This window comes from Bacillus sp. 2CMS4F (genome assembly GCF_023161785.1).
GTDB lineage: Bacteria > Bacillota > Bacilli > Bacillales > Bacillaceae > Bacillus > Bacillus halotolerans.
The window spans coordinates 149510-163945 of record NZ_JALNTO010000004.1; the positions used below are offsets into that span (position 1 = coordinate 149510).

At 44.3% G+C, this 14436-nt stretch carries 15 protein-coding genes and 3 pseudogenes; 15 read left to right on the forward strand and 3 right to left on the reverse strand.

Annotation, left to right across the window (positions count from 1 at the left end; genetic code table 11):
* Positions 1-137 precede the first annotated feature (137 nt).
* The 9 genes and pseudogenes from MTN95_RS08965 to MTN95_RS09005 form a co-directional block, all read left to right on the forward strand.
* Positions 138-608 carry a YxiF family protein gene (locus tag MTN95_RS08965; RefSeq protein WP_248337858.1) on the forward strand — a complete coding sequence of 157 codons (471 nt, stop codon included), beginning with the start codon at positions 138-140 and terminating at the stop codon, positions 606-608.
* A pseudogene (locus MTN95_RS08970) lies at positions 609-973 on the forward strand (hypothetical protein).
* A 50-nt stretch (positions 974-1023) separates the two neighbouring features.
* Positions 1024-1437, forward strand: coding sequence for a YxiG family protein (locus MTN95_RS08975; RefSeq protein ID WP_248337859.1), 414 nt, complete (start codon positions 1024-1026; stop codon positions 1435-1437).
* A 28-nt stretch (positions 1438-1465) separates the two neighbouring features.
* Positions 1466-1792, forward strand: a pseudogene (locus MTN95_RS08980) (DNA-binding protein); the annotation flags it as partial.
* A gap of 72 nt (positions 1793-1864) precedes the next feature.
* The gene (locus MTN95_RS08985; RefSeq protein WP_227598640.1) at positions 1865-2317 is read left to right on the forward strand and encodes a hypothetical protein; all 453 of its coding nucleotides are present in this window, start codon (positions 1865-1867) and stop codon (positions 2315-2317) included.
* Between the two features lie 15 nt (positions 2318-2332).
* The gene (locus tag MTN95_RS08990) at positions 2333-2821 is read left to right on the forward strand and encodes a DUF2716 domain-containing protein (RefSeq protein ID WP_248337861.1); all 489 of its coding nucleotides are present in this window, start codon (positions 2333-2335) and stop codon (positions 2819-2821) included.
* A gap of 38 nt (positions 2822-2859) precedes the next feature.
* Positions 2860-3156, forward strand: coding sequence for a YxiJ-like family protein (locus MTN95_RS08995; RefSeq protein ID WP_248337863.1), 297 nt, complete (start codon positions 2860-2862; stop codon positions 3154-3156).
* Between the two features lie 13 nt (positions 3157-3169).
* Positions 3170-3625 (forward strand): hypothetical protein, encoded by a 456-nt coding sequence (locus MTN95_RS09000; protein ID WP_248337865.1) that lies wholly within the window; start codon positions 3170-3172, stop codon positions 3623-3625.
* A gap of 11 nt (positions 3626-3636) precedes the next feature.
* A pseudogene (locus tag MTN95_RS09005) lies at positions 3637-3765 on the forward strand (hypothetical protein); the annotation flags it as partial.
* 213 nt (positions 3766-3978) lie between these two features.
* Here MTN95_RS09005 and MTN95_RS09010 read toward each other — a convergent pair.
* Complete coding sequence (locus tag MTN95_RS09010) at positions 3979-4500, reverse strand: DUF2812 domain-containing protein (protein ID WP_248337867.1); 522 nt, start codon at positions 4498-4500, stop codon at positions 3979-3981.
* Positions 4497-4838: a PadR family transcriptional regulator gene (locus MTN95_RS09015; protein ID WP_105954518.1), complete on the reverse strand. Its 342-nt coding sequence runs from the start codon at positions 4836-4838 to the stop codon at positions 4497-4499. Before MTN95_RS09015 ends, MTN95_RS09010 begins: the two co-directional genes overlap by 4 nt.
* Before the next feature lie 164 nt (positions 4839-5002).
* Here MTN95_RS09015 and MTN95_RS09020 point away from each other — a divergent pair, with 164 nt between their 5' ends.
* Positions 5003-6151: a rhamnogalacturonan acetylesterase gene (locus MTN95_RS09020; RefSeq protein ID WP_105954517.1), complete on the forward strand. Its 1149-nt coding sequence runs from the start codon at positions 5003-5005 to the stop codon at positions 6149-6151.
* Between the two features lie 81 nt (positions 6152-6232).
* Positions 6233-7672, forward strand: a complete 1440-nt coding sequence (locus MTN95_RS09025; RefSeq protein WP_248337869.1) for a DEAD/DEAH box helicase — start codon at positions 6233-6235, stop codon at positions 7670-7672.
* Positions 7673-7690: 18 nt separating this feature from the next.
* On the opposite strand, the gene MTN95_RS09030 is transcribed toward MTN95_RS09025, so the two are convergent.
* Positions 7691-8974: an MFS transporter gene (locus MTN95_RS09030; RefSeq protein ID WP_227598510.1), complete on the reverse strand. Its 1284-nt coding sequence runs from the start codon at positions 8972-8974 to the stop codon at positions 7691-7693.
* Between the two features lie 210 nt (positions 8975-9184).
* Here MTN95_RS09030 and MTN95_RS09035 point away from each other — a divergent pair, with 210 nt between their 5' ends.
* From MTN95_RS09035 to MTN95_RS09050, 4 genes are all read left to right on the forward strand, one after another.
* Positions 9185-9865, forward strand: coding sequence for a hypothetical protein (locus MTN95_RS09035; protein WP_202853305.1), 681 nt, complete (start codon positions 9185-9187; stop codon positions 9863-9865).
* Between the two features lie 95 nt (positions 9866-9960).
* On the forward strand, positions 9961-10794 hold the full coding sequence (licT, locus tag MTN95_RS09040) for a BglG family transcription antiterminator LicT (RefSeq protein ID WP_202853304.1): 834 nt from the start codon (positions 9961-9963) through the stop codon (positions 10792-10794).
* Between the two features lie 310 nt (positions 10795-11104).
* Positions 11105-12937, forward strand: coding sequence for a beta-glucoside-specific PTS transporter subunit IIABC (locus MTN95_RS09045; protein ID WP_248337871.1), 1833 nt, complete (start codon positions 11105-11107; stop codon positions 12935-12937).
* A gap of 19 nt (positions 12938-12956) precedes the next feature.
* Entirely contained in the window at positions 12957-14378 is a 1422-nt protein-coding gene (locus tag MTN95_RS09050; RefSeq protein WP_248337874.1) for a glycoside hydrolase family 1 protein, read from the forward strand.
* Positions 14379-14436 lie beyond the last annotated feature (58 nt).

Consider the following 14436-nt stretch of genomic DNA (forward strand, 5'->3'; position numbering starts at 1 on the left):
ATGGTCAAAAAAAGCTTGTGTCTTGAGCGATACAAGATTTTTAGAACAAATTTGAATGATGAACGACAAAGAAAACAAGAGGGTGATTAATCAAATTAAATGAACTGGAGAAATTGACAGCGAAGGGAATGCGGCTCATGCAAAACAGATTAATCGAAAAACTCGCCGAGAATAAAAGACGTTTGTTGAAGAGCGAAATGAAAGAAAAATTAGCCCCTTATGCAGAAAAGGGCTTCACTTATCGTTTTGCCGATCTTGTGCAAAGCAAGCATTTGCTTGAGCTGGTTTTATCAAATTCAATATCAGCCAACATCCGTGAGATTGATGCTCTCGGAAAAATGGAAGCGAAACGGCTAATCTTGAAAAAATCTCAGTTATATGTTGCTTATGATGACCGGGACGTTCTGCTGTTTCATCAATACAGCAGCGAAATTGGTGCGTTAGTTTGTGCTTTTGGAAAATGTCTCGAGCACCTTGACGGGTTATTGGAATGCATTGAGTTCGACGAAGGGCTTCTCAATCATAGTTTTATTTTGGTTGAACCTGAGTGTCAGTTTGGTTTATGTATATTGCACACAGAATACGGCTGCGAGCTTGTATATTGGTAGATTGTTTTCATAGGAGGAAATCTTTTGGAAGATATCCCTTACGTAAAATATCTAAATATCAGTACAGTGGCTTGTATACTTATAACAAATATTAAGTACTTTGAATACGTGGGATCAAATTGAGCGAGACAAATCTAATAGAATGCACAAATAAAATCAAAAGTGTCTTAAATGGACAAACAACAAGAGAAGAAGTGTCAGATTGGGCGGGCACTTATGTTTATGCTGATGATCCCGAGATAGAAGACGGTAGAGTCTGGGATATGTTAATCCTTCTAAGCGGGATAGATTTGAAAGATTCTCCTGAAGCTTATTTGCATTCAACAGATGATTTAAATGATTGGATCAAACAATATACGGAGTAATTAGTTTTTTTGCTAGTTGCAAGGCGTTATTGATTAAAACGAGGTAGGAGATGACAATGTACAAAACAATTAATGATTGGGTTGATTACATAGATGAGGGGTGCAGTGTCCTTCATTTAGATTTTAATGTGTTTAAAAAAGAGCTCTCACTTAATATCAAGGTTTTTGAAAGTGAAGCTGAATATACGCATAAAATATCATTCCAAAATGTAGCATCTACTTATTATAGTGCGGATGTTGGCGACATGAGATTAGAAAAAATTGTTCCAGAAGAATATAATTGGAAAGTATTTGAGTTCAGTTATCAGCCGGAAGGAATCGGAAATCTTTCGAATTCTAAAATAGAACACTATCATTCAAACGCTAATTTTCTTATTAATATGAACAGCATGTTGATAGCTGTAGAGGCTGAGTTTGTTTCTTTTGATTCAAAACAATTTTATGCGTATAAGGTTAACGAGTAAGAGAATTTCTAACTTGGGAGTATAACCAATGAAAAAATTAAAAATGAATAAAATCATCAACACGAACACCCGCGATTGTTTTTTCCATGCCGATGCACAGGGGCGTGTTTACATTGGAAAAGGTGAGAAAGGTGATATCACTGTTTCAATCTATGATCCTTCTGGTGAAGTTCGGGATTTTAAAGTGAAAGAGCAGATGGCATACAGCGATATTCATTTATTTCAACAATGTGCAAATGGCTATGTCTTCGTTTATTACGAATCGTATGAGCCGAAAGTAAAGGTTTTTTCAGAAGAGGGAAGGGTGAAAAGTGCTTTTTGTTTGCCTTCAGGGGTCTCCTGCTGTCTTCTTGATGAGAAGCAACACCTTTGGGTCGGTTTATGTGATGAAGGGATTTATCATGATGAGAATCCCAGCGGCCATAGTGTGTGGTGTTTTACGTTAGATGGTAAGCAGAAGGAAATGTATATTGATAGAAAGCTTGAAGAAATGGATGCACCGGCTGTAGATGAATGTTATGGGCTTGCAGAAAAAAACGGATTGATTTATATGCTGTATTACGGAGATGCAGTCATTGCCGCATTTGATGAAACGGTTGTGAGAAGGGTGTGGATTCTGTCGGATGAAGCACCTAAATCAGAAGTATTTGATCAGCTCACAGTAACTAAAGAAGGTTTTTGGATCGGGACGGTCAACTGTTACAGAGCAGACCTTAAGCCGTCTCTTTATTTGATTTCTACCGATGTGAGTCAAGAGATGGAAGAGATAACATGCTGTGACTCGAACGGTGAAGCCCTAGACGTTCAACAGCTGAAACTGACAAGTAACGCTGTTTACGCAGTTACTTCTTCTGGTGTTTATAAGCAGGATATCCAATAAGGTGTTGATGAGATCATGATGAATTGGCGCGCTTTAAGTCAGACAAAACAAGACAGCATCTGGTCAGAAGTAAACCAGCTCATAAAATGGAAGCCCGGAAGCAGATGTCATCATATCATCCCGCCTGATCCATATCGAGTGTTTGATATCTCAAGCGGGTTGAGCAGTAAAGCTGGTCATAATGATGTGAGCGGAGTGCTGAGTGATTTAGAGAATTCTATTTTAAAAGCATTTCAATCATGTACTGGAAAGAACGATGTGATGTACGCATTAGACTGGCAGCATGACGGCTATATCTTTAGCCCTCACCAGACAATGCCTAAGGATGAATTTGGCGAATGGCCTGTTCCGGTATTTCCAAACGGAGACTATTATTTCTTTTTTCATCAGGATTTTTCTTGGGGGCTTTTGGGTGATCCGTGGAAATGTACAATCACTGTATTTGGTGAGGAGCTGTTGGAGGCGATAGATAATGATCCGCCTATTCTGTTTCAAGATAAATGAGTTTGTTATTTAACATGTGCGGAGGGAGAGGATCCAGCGTGCTTCAAAAACTGAGAAAAAGACAGCAAGAGCTTGAAGAAACGCCGTATCCTGGTGAATTGTACGGCTTTGAAGCGGAAATATATGAGTTTTTTATGCTTGTTGCTGGCAGTTTGGGTTATGTGCTGGCGAATAAAAGGATGCCCCGGCATCAGCGGCATTCGTTGGAGAAAGGCTTTTTTGAGCTGTATCCTAACATCCCGCCGGATATGATCAAAAACGATACCGATCTGTATCATCACATTCTTTTATATGAGCAAGTCAGACAAGAGATTTGCGCTGCGCTATCCAACTGATAAGGAGGATTTTATGGAAAAAACCTCTATAAGCAGTATTGGCAATTTGGACATGATCGAGCTTAAGCCTGACCAAACCGTTATGTCATGCGAACTTGAAGATGCAGAGTCGTTTTATCGTTTTTGGCAAGGGCTTGCCTGTGAGCGAATCATGATACAGGTGATAACGGGTGGTTCATTTATAGAAGACCTGTCAGAGTTTTTCAAAGGCTATGCTTACAAAGTGACGAAGCTGGCGAAAAGGCAATTTCATTTCCAATGCGTAGTACATGAAACAGACCGGAGCATTGCAGATTTTCTCTTTCTGTTAGTTTCTATCAATGATGATGTTTTTCTGATCACTGATCCTCAACCAGATAACAGCTATTTTTCCGAAGGGAAACCCCAATGCCTGACGGACTCGGGCGAACGGATCATGTGGTTTGAATACGACGCTGCGGAGATCTATATGGTCGGCGATGAAACGTAGGAGGAATCCATTTGAATATCACACAATACGAGAAAATGAAACAGCATCTTTCTCACACGGATACAGGTCTATTTACATTAAACGAGTTTTCTTTCTATATGAAAGAAGATGATCGTTATATTCATATACCTGTGTTTGAATTAAAACTATCTGCTCAAACCAGTGACATTCATTTACGGTTTGAAGACATCAGTGCATCGAGACTGGATGATCTTGAATCCATCGATAGGATTGAATTGGAGATTTTACCGACTGATGATCAATGGGAAAGGCTCCGTTATTATGTGTATGATCAAGGAAACCAAATGAGTTTCTATTGCGGAGGGTGGGATGTAATCAAGTGTGACAAGAAGTCACACTGATTTTCCCCACTTTCCAAGCGTTCTTGCTTTTGTTGCCGCATATGTCACGAGAAACGGAAAAGTCACAACCAGGAAAGCCAAAGGCACCCAATTTGATAACCCGGTCAAATAATGGAGTGCAATTGACAAGAGAGTCAGGAAACTCAAGGTGCAGGTGACATTTCGAACGTCTTTTTCGCTTCTTTTATATTTCTCTCTCATGGTGGATTGATCACTGTATATCGGCGAAGTCCCAGGCTCAGCCGAAAAGATATGCATACCTTGTGAAGAGCAAACACGTTCCCATCCGGCCGCTTCAAACATCTCGGTGTATTCCGCCAAGCTTTCTTCCCCAACATCATGATAATCAATACTGTAGATCAACTTCCGCGGCTCAGCTTTTCTAAGCTTATACCCCATAACCGCAAATGAATCGAGCAACCAGCCTTTGCTGGCCATATCGCTGAGTTTCTTCATATCTTTTTCTTCTGAAAAAGCCAAGCCTTCGGACATCATATATTTTTTCTGTTTCATGATGAATCCCCTTTCAATTGTTGAAAAGCGCGTTCGCCGTGTTCAGCCATCACTTTTCTGCGCTGAATTTCTTTTTTGAGTAATGCTTGGCCGTGCAGGGTTGTCTGGTACACTTTGCGGCGCGGGTTCTCGTTGTTGACAAGCTCTATGATCTCTTCCTGCAATAATTTCTTTAACAATGTATATAAGGTAGCTGGGCCGATCGTAAAGGAGTCATCGGTCATGTCCTCAATCTCCTGCATGATCGAATATCCGTGTTTTGGCTCCAGCAAGGTTAAGACAATATAATAGGCTGGATCGGTAAGCTGATCCATTTCCTGCGGACGTTGCTTTGGCAAGCGGTCACCTCATTTATTATATCAACTAATGATATATCATTTATTGATATAATAAAATCTTCCTTTTCTTTTGTCAATGCAATTTTTTTCTGTGTTCAGTCATCATAAAGAAACAATCACCGAGTATGCATTAATGAATGCGTTTTCATAGAGGGGGATTCTTCATGAAAAAATGGATAACGGCGGGTTTTGTGATGATGTTGATGTTGTGTTTCAGCGGGGCGGAGAGTTTGAAGGCGTCTGAGCCGAAGGTGTATCAGTTTGACTTTGGGAGCGGTTCGGCTGAGCCTGATTACATTGGTGTCAGGGCGTCTGACCGTTATAACCCGTCAAAGGGCTACGGTTTTCAAACGCCGGAACATATGAAGGATGTGGCGGCATCCGGGACGGGCGTGAAAAGTGATGCGGTTCAATTTTTGGCGTATGGGACGAAAAGCGATAACACGTTTAATGTGGATCTTCCGAATGGCCTGTATGAGGTGAAGGTGACGCTGGGCAATACGGCGAGGGCAAGCGTGGCGGCGGAAGGCGTGTATCAGGTCATCAATATGACGGGAGACGGTGCGGAGGATACGTTCCAAATTCCTGTCACCGACGGGCAGCTGAATCTGCTGGTGACTGAAGGCAAGGCGGGTACGGCTTTTACGCTCAGCGCCTTGAAGATCAAGAAATTGTCTGATCAGCCGGTGACAAACCGAACGATCTATGTCGGCGGCGATTCAACGGTGTGCAATTATTATCCGCTCAACAGCAGCAAGCAGGCGGGCTGGGGGCAAATGCTGCCTCACTATGTCGACAAGCATACCTTTCAAGTGAGAAACATGGCGTCAGGCGGGCAGATTGCGAGAGGGTTTCGAAATGACGGACAGCTTGAGGCGATCTTGAAGTACATGAAACCGGGAGATTACTTTATTTTGCAGCTCGGCATTAACGATACAAACCCGAAGCATAATGAATCTGAAGCTGAGTTTAAGGACATCATGCGTGATATGATCCGCCAGGTGAAAGCGAAGGGCGCGGACGTGATTCTTTCAACACCGCAAGGCCGGGCGACAGACTTTACTTCTGAAGGCATCCATTCCTCTGTAAACCGATGGTACAGGGCTTCTATTTTGGCTTTGGCCGAAGAAGAAAAAACAAGGCTTATTGACCTGAATGTCCTCAGTTCATCTTACTTTACATCGATCGGTCCGGAAAAAACGCTCGCGCTTTATATGGATGGCGATACGCTTCATCCGAACCGATCGGGGGCCGATGCACTGGCGCGATTGGCCGTTCAGGAACTAAAAAGACAGGGAATTGATGGCTTCTAAAACGTCATTTTTCAGCAAAACACATACGCCGCCGTTAATTAGAGTATAATGAGAACATCTGCAAGAGACAGGAGTTTATACATGAGTCATTTTAAAAACTATCAAATCAGTCAAGACATTTTACGAGCATTGGAAGGACTGGGGTATACAGAACCGACCGAGGTGCAGCGAAACGTGATTCCGGCAGCTCTTGAACGAAAAGATCTTGTCGTCAAATCACAGACGGGAAGCGGGAAAACGGCTGCGTTTGGCATTCCTCTCTGCGAGCTGGCGGATTGGGATGAAAACAAACCGCAGGCACTGGTGCTGACGCCGACCCGTGAGCTTGCCGTGCAAGTAAAAGAGGATATCACGAACATCGGAAGATTTAAACGAATCAAAGCGACAGCTGTATTTGGAAAATCATCTTTTGATAAACAAAAAGCCGAGCTGAAGCAAAAAAGCCATATCGTTGTCGGCACACCGGGCCGCGTTCTGGATCATATTGAAAAAGGAACGCTGCCGCTGGATCGCCTATCCTATCTGGTCATTGATGAAGCGGATGAGATGCTGAATATGGGCTTCATCGATCAGGTGGAGGCGATTATCAAGCATCTCCCGGTTCAGCGCACAACGATGCTGTTTTCTGCGACGCTGCCAGAGGATATTGAGAAATTAAGCCGTCAATATATGCAAAACCCAGAGCATATCGAAATCAAAGCGGCTGGTCTTACCACAAGGAATATTGAACATGCGGTGATTCAAGTCAGAGAAGAGCATAAATTTTCTTTGCTGAAGGATGTACTCGTCACTGAGAACCCGGACAGCTGCATCATTTTCTGCCGGACGAAAGAGCATGTGAATCAGCTGACTGATGAATTGGATGACTTAGGATATCCATGCGATAAAATTCACGGCGGGATGATTCAGGAAGACCGCTTTGACGTCATGAATGAATTTAAAAGAGGCGAGTACCGTTATTTAGTCGCGACAGACGTCGCCGCGCGGGGGATCGATATCGAAAATATCGCCCTTGTCATCAACTATGATTTGCCACTTGAGAAAGAAAGCTACGTACACCGTACAGGACGGACAGGCCGAGCCGGAAATCAGGGAAAAGCGATTTCATTTGTGGCGCCGTTTGAAAAGCGGTTCCTGACTGAAATAGAAGACTATATCGGATTTGGGATTCAGAAATTAGAAGCCCCATCCCAAGAGGAGGTCGCAAAAAAGAAACCGGATTTTCTCGCTAAACTGAAAGACCGTCCGGCGATTAAAAAAGACAAGAGCGAAGAGCTGAATAAAGACATTATGAAGCTGTATTTTAACGGCGGAAAGAAAAAGAAAATCAGAGCCGTTGATTTTGTCGGAACGATCGCTAAAATCGACGGGGTTTCTGCTGATGACATTGGCATCATTACGATCATGGATAACGCCTCGTACGTGGAAATTTTAAACGGAAAAGGCCCTCATGTTCTCAAAGCCATGAAGAATACAACCGTCAAAGGGAAAAAGCTTAAGGTGAATAAAGCGAATAAATAAAAAAACGGCCTGCTCCAGTCAAAGGGGCAGGTCATTTTCGTGATGGCTGACATTGGTGCTGTTTTCTTCCGGCACAAAGGCAAGAACCACAATGCCGATCACAAACAAAATGATCAGGCTGAACACCGCGGTCGATGATTTTCCGGTAAGCTGGGCGGTAACGGCGATGAGCAGCGGCCCCATAATCGAGGCGAATTTTCCGAAAATGTTGTAGAAGCCGAAGAATTCATTTGCATGGTGTTTCGGGACGAGCTTGGCGAAATAGGAGCGACTTAATGCTTGAATGCCGCCCTGCGAGGTGGCGACAAGCATGGCTAGAATCCAGAAATCAAGCGTCGTTTCCAGAAAATACGCATATACGCAGACAATCATATACATGACGATGCCAACGTACAGCATTGTTTTCCCCGTGAAGCGCTCCGCAAGCCTTCCGTATAAAATGGCAAACGGCGCGGCGACGACCTGAGTGACAAACAGGATGATCAGGAGACTTGTGGAGCTGATGCCCAAATCTGACCCGTAGGAGGTCGACATCGTAATAATGGTGCCGACTCCATCGATATAAAAGAAATAAGCGAGCAGAAAGAGGAACAGCGCCCGGTACTGCCGGATCCGTTTCATCGTTTGTCCGAGGCGTTTAAAGCTGTTGGCTATGATGCGGGGTTCTCTTTTGATGTAATAGCGCTGATGAACGTGTTTCAGCATCGGAATGGTAAACAGTCCCCACCAAGCGGCCGTTATAAAAAAGGACAGCTGGCTTGCGCCAGACACAGACATCGGAATCGTTTCTGCCTGTGCGAGCAGGATGACGGCGATGCTGAGGATAAATGGGATCGTGCTGCCGATATAGCCTAAGCCAAAGCCGCGGGCGGAGACGAGATTCATTCGCTCCTCAGGCGTGACGTCAACGAGGAAGGCGTCGTAGAATACATTGGCGCCGGAAAAACCGACAGCCGATATGGTGTAGAACAGCAGCAAAAGCAGCCAATGTTCACTTGGAATAAAGGCAAGCGCCGCGGTGCTGGCGACACCCGCTGACACAAAGAAGCCGAAGAACTTTTTTTTGCAGCCTTCATAGTCGGCGATGGTTCCTAAAATCGGGCCGAGCATGGCGAGAATAAAGGTAGAAATCGCTATCGTATAACCTAAATAAGCAGTTGATTGAGCAGCGCTGACACCGCCTTCCGCAGCGGCTGATTTATAAAACAACGGAAATACCGCGGTTGTGATGACAATGGAATAAGCAGAGTTTGCCCAGTCATATACAACCCAGCTGTTTTCTTGTTTCGTAAAACGTTTCATCTGCAGAGCCCCTCCCCAGTAACGATACTTCTATTGTACGAGAAACCGCATGGAAAAGGATGGAGCCGCGGTCAATTTTTACAAAATGTTTATGTTCTATAAAGGTCAAATAATACTTTTGGTTTATTGCTGACACATCATATATCTGGTACGATTTAACTATATTTTGCCGCATTTTCCAGAAGAGTTTCAGCAGAGAGGAGACAGAGCATGAGGCGAATAGGCTTGTTGATAAGCCTGCTGGTCGCTGTTCTTGCGATGAGCGCATGTGAAAGCGAAAGCAATGTTCAGAACGCCGCCCATCATGATCAAAAGACGATCAAACAAAGCATGATAAAATCATTGGGCAGCAAGAAAAAGCAAGACTTTCAGACCCTATCAAACGATATGCAGCTTGCGGTTGTTTTCAGTTCTATGATACACGTAAGCGAGACGTTTGATTATGGGATCGGCAACCCTGAATATTTCATTCGCAGCAGCATGACAGAAGAGGAAGCAGATATAGCGAAGAAAAATCTTGAATCAATTAAACTCGAAAACGGTCGGCTCAAAAAACAAAACAGCGAGGCATTCGCAATGCTTCAAAAAACCCGCAATCAAGAAAAGAGCCGCAATGAGAATCAACAGCTTAAAGACAATAGAGACACCTTTTTTGAGATTACCGGCAGCATGATCGCGCTCATCAATCAGGTCACACCGAAAAACGCTAAACAAACAAGAAAACAGCTGGATCAGCTGAAAAAACAATATACGAAATACAATGCCGAAAGCATCAACTTAATGAATGGCATAGTCAAGAAGCAGGGGGCAGATAAGGAATCCTTTGAACGCCATCTTGAGGCGCTGCTTCAGAAACAGAGCAGGCAGACGGTGCTGAGTGAAGTATATTGACCGATCGCTGCTCTTTCCCTGAAGATATTGACCTAGTACAAAAAGAATGTACAATCAAGGTGTAGTCTGTTCTTAGCTGATTGGAGGGACATGTCATGAAGATTGCGAAGGTGATCAACAATAACGTGATCAGTGTGGTCAATGAACAAGGGAACGAATTGGTCATCATGGGCAGAGGGCTCGCGTTCCAAAAAAAGTCCGGCGACGAGGTCGATGAAGCACGCATTGAGAAGGTGTTCACTCTCGATAACAAGGATGTATCAGAGAAATTTAAAACCCTTTTGTATGAAATACCGCTTGAGTGTATGGAAGTGTGTGAGGACATTATCAGCTATGCGAAATTACAGCTTGGAAAAAAGCTGAACGACAGCATCTACGTGTCGCTGACCGATCATATTAACTTTGCCATACAGCGCAATAAAAAGGGTCTTGATATCAAAAATGCTTTGCTGTGGGAAACCAAACGGCTGTACAAAGATGAGTTTGCGATCGGCAAAGAAGCGCTGCACATGGTGAAAAACAAGACAGGTGTTTCCCTTCCGGAGGATGAAGCAGGTTTTATTGCCCTCCATATCGTGAATGCCGAACTCAATGAAGAGATGCCCAATATCATGAACATTACAAAAGTCATGCAAGAGATTTTAAGTATTGTAAAATATCATTTTAATATTGAATTTGATGAAGAATCGCTGCATTATTACCGGTTTGTCACTCACCTGAAGTTTTTCGCGCAGCGTCTTTTTAACGGAACCTACCTGGAAAGCCAGGACGATTTTTTGCTGGAAACGGTGAAAGAAAAATATCATCGCGCGTATGACTGCACGAAGAAAATCAAAGCGTATATGGAACACGAATATGAACACAAACTCACCAGGGACGAGCTGCTGTACTTAACGATTCATATTGAAAGGGTCGTCAAACAAACATGATGAAAGCGTTGACATTTTTATTTTCGTGTGTTAATTTCTTCTTACATCAATATATTATGATTTTAGGATTGTTACTGATAAGCAGGCAAAACCTAAATTACGATGAGTGCGGAGGACTCTGTCTGCGCTGGTGGTAATTTAGGTTTTTATTTTTTTCAGGGGATGGTGATGAAGCAAAATTGAAGAAAAATCGAATGATGAAGTTTTATAGGATTGTTACTGGTCAGCAGGCAAAACCTAAACTACTTGTTCCTAATGTGGCAGGGGTAGTTTAGGTTTTTTATTTTTCAGCGGAAGGGATGAGGGGAAAATGGGGATTCAGGCAGCAGCCAGAGACATATTACAATTGGTCGGCGGGGAAGAAAATGTGCGTTCACTTGTACATTGTGCGACGCGCTTGCGTTTTACGCTGAACGACCGCTCAAAAGCAGACAAAGAAAAAATAGAAGCTTTAGACGATGTCGTGACTGTTGTGGAAAGCGGCGGGCAGTTTCAGGTGGTCATCGGTAATCATGTTTCCGAGGTGTATCGCGAGATTGGAAAGATATCAAGTGTACTGCAGGATGACCAAACAGAGCGTTCTGCTCAGAAAGGGAATCTGTTCGGCCGGCTGGTTGATATCGTATCGAGCATTTTTACGCCTTTGCTTGGCGTGATGGCGGGAGCGGGAATTTTAAAGGGCCTGCTTATGATCTGTACAAATGCCGGCTGGCTCAAAACTGAGGATACAACTTACACGATTTTGTACGCCGCCGCGGACAGCCTGTTTTATTTTCTGCCATTGCTGCTTGCCATTACAGCTGCCCGAAAATTCGGCGCAAACGTGTTTGTTTCTGTCACGGTTGCCGGGGCGCTCATCTATCCAACCATTATTGAACTGAAGAATGGCAATGCGGATACCGATTTTTTTGGCATTCCTGTTGTTTTAATGAATTACACATCAACCGTCATACCGATCATCCTGGCGATTTTCGTGATGAGCTGCATGGAGAAGTTTCTAAACAGGCTGATTCATGACAGTGTAAAAACCTTCATCACGCCGCTGATCTGTTTAGTGACGGTCGTGCCGCTCACATTAATCGTGTTCGGGCCGATTGGCGTAAATGCCGGGAATGGCATCGCGGCTGTGATTCTGGCGATCTTTAATTTTAATCCGATGCTGGCCGGTGCCGTGATCGCAGCCCTTTGGCAGATCCTTGTCATCTTCGGCATTCACTGGGGCATCGTGCCGGTTATTTTAAACAATATCGCGGTTAACGGGCAGGATTCTATCAAACCGGCTACAGCAGCTGCTGTGTTTGCCCAAACAGGTGCCGCCATCGGGGTCATGTTAAAAACGAAAAATAAAAAAATGAAGGCGCTTGCGGGCTCCGCCGCTGTCACCGGAATTTTCGGCATTACGGAACCTGCCGTTTATGGGGTGACGCTCAGACTGAAAAAACCTTTTGTATGCGGTGTCATCAGTGCGGCTGTTGGCGGGGCGATTATCGGGCAGGCTCACAGTGTGGCCATCGCTTCAGGCGCGCCGGGTTTATTGACCATCCCGATTTTCTACGGACAGGGGTTTGCAGGCTTTATCTTGGGAATCTCGGTATCTTTTATTCTCTCAATTATCCTAACGTACATTGTCGGATTTGAAGATCCCGCGGAAAAAGCAGATGCCAAAACGGAACCGCCAGCACCTGCCACACATCATGAGCAGATCAGCAGTCCGTTAGAAGGAAGCGTGATTCCGTTAGCGGAAGTGAAGGATAAGGTGTTCGCATCGGAGACGCTTGGAAAGGGGATTGCGATTTTGCCGGAGAAAGGCCGGCTGGTGGCTCCGGCAGATGGCGTGATAACGACTGTTTTCCCGACTGGCCATGCATTCGGCATGATCACCCATCAGGAAACAGAAATCCTGATTCACCTCGGATTTGATACGGTGAAGCTGGAAGGAAAACACTTTTATCCTAAAGTGGTGCAGGGGCAAGCCGTCAAACAAGGCGATCTGCTGGCTGAATTTGATTTAGAGGAGTTAATAAAGGCAGGATTTGATATGAACACGCCGATCATCATCACAAACACAGATCAATATACCGACGTCATTCAAACGGATCAAAAGCAAGTCAAAACAGAAGAAAGAATTCTTTCTTTAATCTAAAACATTGGAGGAACAAACGATGAACTATAACAAACTTGCGGCATTTCCGGAGAACTTTTTGTGGGGAGCATCAACTTCTGCTTATCAGGTTGAAGGCGCGTGGAACGAAGATGGAAAGGGACCTTCAGTGATTGACGCCCGCGACAGCTATCCTGAGGGAACGACTGATTTTAAGGTAGCCAGCGATCATTATCACCGTTATAAAGAAGACGTTGCGCTGTTTGCTGAAATGGGCTTTAAAGCATACCGTTTTTCTATCGCCTGGACGCGCATTATTCCTGATGGCGACGGAGACATCAATCCAAAGGGGATTGAATTTTACAGCAATCTGATTGATGAGCTGCTCAAATATAAGATTGAACCGATCGTCACGATGTATCACTTTGATCTGCCGAATGCATTGCAGGAAAAAGGAGGCTGGTCAAAGCGATCTGCAATTGACGCTTTTGAACGGTATTCGAAGGTGCTGTTTGAACACTTCGGTGACCGTGTCAAGTACTGGCTGACAATCAATGAACAAAACATGATGATCCTGCATGGAAGTGCGCTGGGCACACTTGATCCGAATCTGAAAAACCCGAAAAAAGAACTGTATCAGCAAAATCACCACATGCTGGTGGCACAGGCGAAGGCTATGAATCTATGCCATGAGATGCTGCCGGAAGCCAAGATCGGGCCAGCTCCAAACATTGCGCTGATTTACCCGGCATCTTCAAAACCGGAAGATGTTGTCGCAGCCTTCAACTACAATGCAATCCGCAACTGGCTCTATTTAGATATGGCGGTTCACGGGCGTTATAACACGACAGCTTGGGCATATATGAAAGAAAAAGGCTATACGCCAGTCATTGAAGATGGTGATATGGAGATTCTGCGATCTGCGAAGCCTGATTTTATCGCATTTAACTACTACACGTCTCAAACGGCGGAAGCAAGCAAAGGCGACGGCTCGGACGAAACAGCGCGCGGCGGAGACCAGCATTTGAAAACGGGGGAAGACGGCGTCTACCGCGGCAGCGCCAACCCGAACCTGAAGAAAAACGATTTCGGCTGGGAAATTGATCCGGTTGGATTCCGTTCCACACTTCGTGAAATCTATGACCGCTACCAGCTGCCATTGATCATCACAGAAAACGGGCTAGGCGCTTTCGATCAACTCGAAGAAAATGATACGGTTAATGACGATTACCGGATTGATTATGTAAAGCAGCACATTGAACAAATTCAATGGGCGATTACAGACGGCGTTGACGTATTCGGCTATTCACCGTGGTCTGCGATTGACTTAATTTCCACTCACCAGGGCTGTTCTAAACGCTACGGCTTCATCTATGTCAATCGGGATGAATTCGACCTGAAAGACCTGCGCCGTATTCGCAAGAAAAGCTTTTATTGGTATAAAGAGCTGATTGCTTCGAATGGCGGGGCATTGAACCGGTAGAAAAAATAAACAATTTATGAAAATAAATATATTTATGTAAATGATCCGAGCTCCTTGC